This is a genomic window from Belnapia sp., from assembly GCF_059504005.1.
This window is the reverse complement of sequence record NZ_JCACHU010000086.1, coordinates 1-4,385: the sequence shown is the minus strand read 5'-3', so window position 1 is coordinate 4,385 and position 4,385 is coordinate 1. Positions and strand designations below refer to the sequence as shown.

The following is a 4,385-nucleotide window of genomic DNA, read 5'->3' as shown; positions in this document are numbered from 1 at the left end:
TGGGCAAGCCCGCCCTCCTCGCCACCAGATTTTCCAGACCTCAGGTTACAGCACCTGCCCCGGCGCGGGCTCCTTCAGCGTAGAGGCCACGCCGGTCGCGGCTGATGAACTCGGTCCCGGGGTGCCCGGTCAGCCAGGCTTCCGTACTCGCCGAGGATCGATCGGGCAGCAGGTCCACCACCGTCCGCCGCTCCAGGTCGACCAGGATCGTGCCGTAGCGTTGTCCCTTCGACCACGCCCAGTCGTCGATGCCGAGGACACGCAGTGCGGTGGTCGTGCCCTGGCTCGCCCGCCGCTTCAGCATGCGAAGGAGGGTGTCGTTGCTGGCCGGCATGCCGAGCTGTATCGCGAGCCGCTCGGCCGAGCGTCTGCCCATAGCATGGCCGATGCCGTGGAGGATGTCGGCCAGCCGGCAGGTACGGCGGGCCACACGCTCCGCTAGTGTCGCCAGCCCCAATCTGGGCAAGCGCCCTGACCCAGTCCCGATGCACGGACAACCCAGCCCTCAGCCGAGCGGTCGACCCGCGTGTTGCGCACCTCTACGGAGGCGAAGGGCGAGATGGTAAACTCGATGCGCAGGTACTCTATCCGTCCAAGCTCCAGCATTTGGTTGAGCGCACGAGCGGCGATGATGACTTCCGTCGATCGACGAGCGTCGGTACGCGACGGCCTGCCATAGACCGTTTCTGCCGACACCGGCTTCGCCTCAGGCCAGACGGTCGCCATTCTTCAAGTCTAGGGCCTCAAGCCGCTGGTCTGGGTTTGCCCCGTTTCGATGGACATCAACGAAGCTTTTGCGTGAGGTGTCCCGATGCCCAAGACCCATCCTGCCTACGCGTCAGAGTTCTGGCGCCAGGTGGTCGAGTTACTCCGTGCTGAACGCGACCCGGCCGACCTTGCCCGCGAGTTCGAACCCTCGGCCCAAGCCATTCGGAACTGGGTCGCGGTGGCGGACCGGCAGGAGGGTCGGCGCGAGACAGAGCCCGCCCCAGCCCAGTCCGCGCTGGCCACGGCCGAGCGCGAGGAAATCGCCCGGCTACGGCGCGAGAATAAGCAGCTGCGCCAGGAGCGCGACATCCTCTCTCGAGCAGCAGCCTGGTTCGCCCGGGGTTGAAGGCACTGCCCTCAACGGCACGATCCCGTCCGGGTCTTCCGGTTCATGAAAGCAAACCAGGCCACCTTCCCGATCGCCAGAATGGCACGCCTGCTCCGCGTCTCGCGCGCCGGCTACTACGCTTGGCTCGACCGACCCCCGTCGGTCTGCGCCGAGGCGGATGCGGCGCTGCTGCGGCGGATCCGGACGGTGCACATTACCTCGCGCCAAACCTACGGTGCGCCGCGGGTGCACGCCGAACTCCAGGCCAGGGGCGAGCGGCACGGACGCAAGCGCATCGCGCGCCTGATGCGCAGCGCCGGGCCGGTCGGTGCCAGCCATCGCTGCGGCGGGCCAGTGACGACGCGCCACGACGACAGCAGCAGATCGACCCCGGACCTGGTGGACCGCAACTTCACGGCCAGTGGCCCGAACCAGCTGTGGGTCGCAGATATTACGTTCATCCCCACGGCAGCCGGCTTCCTCTACCTCGCCGTGGTGCTCGATGTCTGGTGCCGCAAGATCGTCGGCTGGACCAGCGCCAACCATCTCCACACCGAGCTCGTGCTCGATGCGCTCGACATGGCCGTTGGGCAGCGCCGGCCACGCGATGTCATTCATCACTCGGATCAGGGCTCGCAATATACGTCCCTGGCGTTCGGCAAGCGCTGCCGAGAGGCCGGCGTCCGACCATCCATGGGCTCGATCGGCGCTGCCTACGACAACGCGCTCTGCGAGAGCTTCTTCGCCACCCTCGAGTGCGAGCTGCTCGCGCGACGCCGGTTCGCCTCCCACGCCGAGGCAGGCATGGCAACCTTCAGCTTCATCGAAGCCTGGTACAACCCAGCCAGGCTCCACTCAGCCTTGGGCTACCGGTCGCTCATGACTTACGAAAAAGAGGAGCAGCAAACCGTCACCCTTGCCGCCTAATCAGCCAAGCCCATCACCTGTCCACGAGATCGGGCCAAACCCAGGTCACCATCGGCCGGACCCAGCCGCACCGCGCTAACGATGTCCGGTCGCCATCCCAACCCAAGACGCCGCGCCGCATCACCGAGCCCGAGCGCCTTATCATGCTGGCCAAACTCGAAACCCCCGATGCCAAAGCTCGCTATGCCCACCGCAAGCAGACCGTCGTACCCGTCTTCGGCATCATCAAAACTGCTCTCGGCCTCACCCGCTTCCAGTTCCGTTGTCTGGCCAAGGTTACCAGCGAGTGAAGCCTCGTCGCTCTCGACTAGAACTGCCGCGGGCTGCATCGTCTGCGGGCAACCGCCTGATCCACAACCTAACCAACCCTTCGTCAGCGGAGCCAAACCCGGCGGTCTGTCAGGCGAACAGAAAGTCTGCAGCCGCTAGCAGGTGATGGCAATTATCGATCGTTATCTTGTTGCTGAACTCGGTGACGCCGCCGAGTGCGCCATAATACACCTCAAGGGTGCCCGCATCATTCAACCTTTGACTCACAGTACGGGGAGAGATGTGAAAAAACTTCAAATGGTCGCCTGTTGAGAAATCGAGGATATGATCGCCTGCGCCTAAGCCGTCTCCAGCTGCAAACTCAAAAACATCTGCGCCACGGCCACCTTTCAGAACGTCCTGACCAACGCCGCCGATCAGGACATCATCTCCGCGTCCGCCTCGCAGGACATCGTTGCCGAGCCCGCCCCACAATCTGTCATTACCACCAAATCCCCTGATGACGTCGCTGCCCTCGCCGCCACGCAAACTGTCGCAGGCCATGTCGCCAAAAACCCACATGTTTATTTTTCCAGACCAAGTTCACAAACGGCCTCGCAAATGGCCCAAATGCATTCCCAGAATGTAAACAGAAGTTGTTTCAAGGGTAGAGAAGCCTTGAGGCCGTTATGGACCTCCGGTCAGTTGCGGGACCTGCTTAAGCATGAGGCAGGCGAAGCGACGAGGTGGAGGTTGGCGAGGGTGCTGGCGTAGCCTTCTTAGTCCTTCGCCAGCCGGCGAAAGCGGGTGGCCCAGGCAAAGAACCGCTCGACCGCTCAGCGCTGCGGCAGCAGCACGAAGCTACGCTTGGCGTCTGGCAGCTTCACCCCCTCCAACTCAATCCCATGCGCCCTGGCGGCGTTGGCAGCACGCTCACCAGTGTAGCTTTGGTCGACATAGGCCAGGTCGACGCTCTGGCCGGTGGTGGACTGCACCGCCTGCGCCAGGCGCCCCACCTCGCCGCGGTCCTCAGCGTTGGCCGGGGTGACGTGCAGGGCCAGCAGATGGCCCAGCGTGTCGACGGCCAGGTGCAGCTTGGAGCCCTGCTTGCGCTTGGCGCCGTCATACCCGGCGCCCGCCGCTCTCGGGCGTGGAGCGGAGCGTGCGGCTGTCGAGGATGGCCGCACTGGGCTTGGCCGTGCGGCCAACCGTCAAGCGAAGGATGGTGCGGAGGTCGCTGGCCAGGGCCTCGAACACGCCAGCGGCCAGCCAACGCTGCGCCTGCTGGTAGACCGCCGCCCATGGCGGCAGGTCATTGGGCGTGGCCCGCCAAGGAATGCCGTTGCGGATGACGTAGCGCAGGCTGTTGAACAGCTCGCGGAACGAGTACAGCCGTTGACCGGCATTCTGCTGCAACAGGACCAAGTATAGCGCGATCAGTGCCCATGCTTCATCGGAGACGTCAGGCGGGTACGGCTGGCGAGCAGACTGCATGCCCTACACTGAAAAGCACCGCCGTAGAGGTCCATAACAGCCTCTACTGTAATCGGGTCGGTCAACGACCGGTGTAGGGGGTCACGTCGCGGGTCCTCGCTTCTGTTCGTGGTCGGCGTGGAGCCGCCACAGGCTACGGCCAGGCAAGCGGGGCGCACCAATCTAGCAGGCGGGCTCGGTGATCACCGGCACCGAGGCTGTTGCGGCCTCACCCTGTCGCGCCTCCGCGACGGGACGTCGGACGCTTGGGTCAGAGACGTAGGCGGCTACGCCACGGCCGCCTCCCGACCCCAGCGGAACTCGGTGCCATCGCGCCACATGCCTAGCAGTACGACGGCGAGCTTGCGGGCGACCGCTACCTTGGCGCGGCGCATACCCGAGCACTTGGCGATCGCCATGCCCGGACCTTCAACGACGACCAGCGGCCCGTCCTGGTGAGCAGGACATTGGCGGCCTCGTAGAGCGCCTGGCGGGCCAGACCATCGCCTAGCTTGCTGATATGCCCCATCCGGTCGGTCTCGCCGGACTGGTATCGCCAAGGTGTCAGGCCGAAGTGGGCACCCACGTGGCTGTGTCCATGAATTCTGGCCCAGCAGTGCTGATGAATTTTGGCCCACCT

Annotated in this window: 4 protein-coding genes and 3 pseudogenes; 2 read left to right on the top strand and 5 right to left on the bottom strand. The window is 64.9% G+C overall.

From position 1 onward, the window contains the following. Positions 1–40: 40 nt before the first annotated feature. Positions 41–430 carry a transposase gene (locus AC5JJ1_RS12755; protein WP_495785481.1) on the bottom strand — a complete coding sequence of 130 codons (390 nt, stop codon included), beginning with the start codon at positions 428–430 and terminating at the stop codon, positions 41–43. 8 nt (positions 431–438) lie between these two features. Further along, positions 439–726 carry a hypothetical protein gene (locus tag AC5JJ1_RS12750; protein WP_495785480.1) on the bottom strand — a complete coding sequence of 96 codons (288 nt, stop codon included), beginning with the start codon at positions 724–726 and terminating at the stop codon, positions 439–441. Between the two features lie 85 nt (positions 727–811). On the opposite strand from AC5JJ1_RS12750, the pseudogene AC5JJ1_RS12745 reads away from it, so the two are divergent. Together AC5JJ1_RS12745 and AC5JJ1_RS12740 are read left to right on the top strand one after the other, a co-directional pair. Then, positions 812–2,023: pseudogene (locus tag AC5JJ1_RS12745) on the top strand (IS3 family transposase). A gap of 143 nt (positions 2,024–2,166) precedes the next feature. After that, positions 2,167–2,313, top strand: a complete 147-nt coding sequence (locus AC5JJ1_RS12740) for a transposase (RefSeq protein WP_495785479.1) — start codon at positions 2,167–2,169, stop codon at positions 2,311–2,313. Between the two features lie 109 nt (positions 2,314–2,422). On the opposite strand, the gene AC5JJ1_RS12735 is transcribed toward AC5JJ1_RS12740, so the two are convergent. From AC5JJ1_RS12735 to AC5JJ1_RS12725, 3 genes and pseudogenes are all read right to left on the bottom strand, one after another. Continuing rightward, positions 2,423–2,854: a hypothetical protein gene (locus AC5JJ1_RS12735; RefSeq protein WP_495785478.1), complete on the bottom strand. Its 432-nt coding sequence runs from the start codon at positions 2,852–2,854 to the stop codon at positions 2,423–2,425. A gap of 105 nt (positions 2,855–2,959) precedes the next feature. Further along, positions 2,960–3,766 (bottom strand): annotated as a pseudogene (locus AC5JJ1_RS12730) (IS5 family transposase). A 266-nt stretch (positions 3,767–4,032) separates the two neighbouring features. Next, positions 4,033–4,385: pseudogene (locus AC5JJ1_RS12725) on the bottom strand (transposase); the annotation flags it as partial.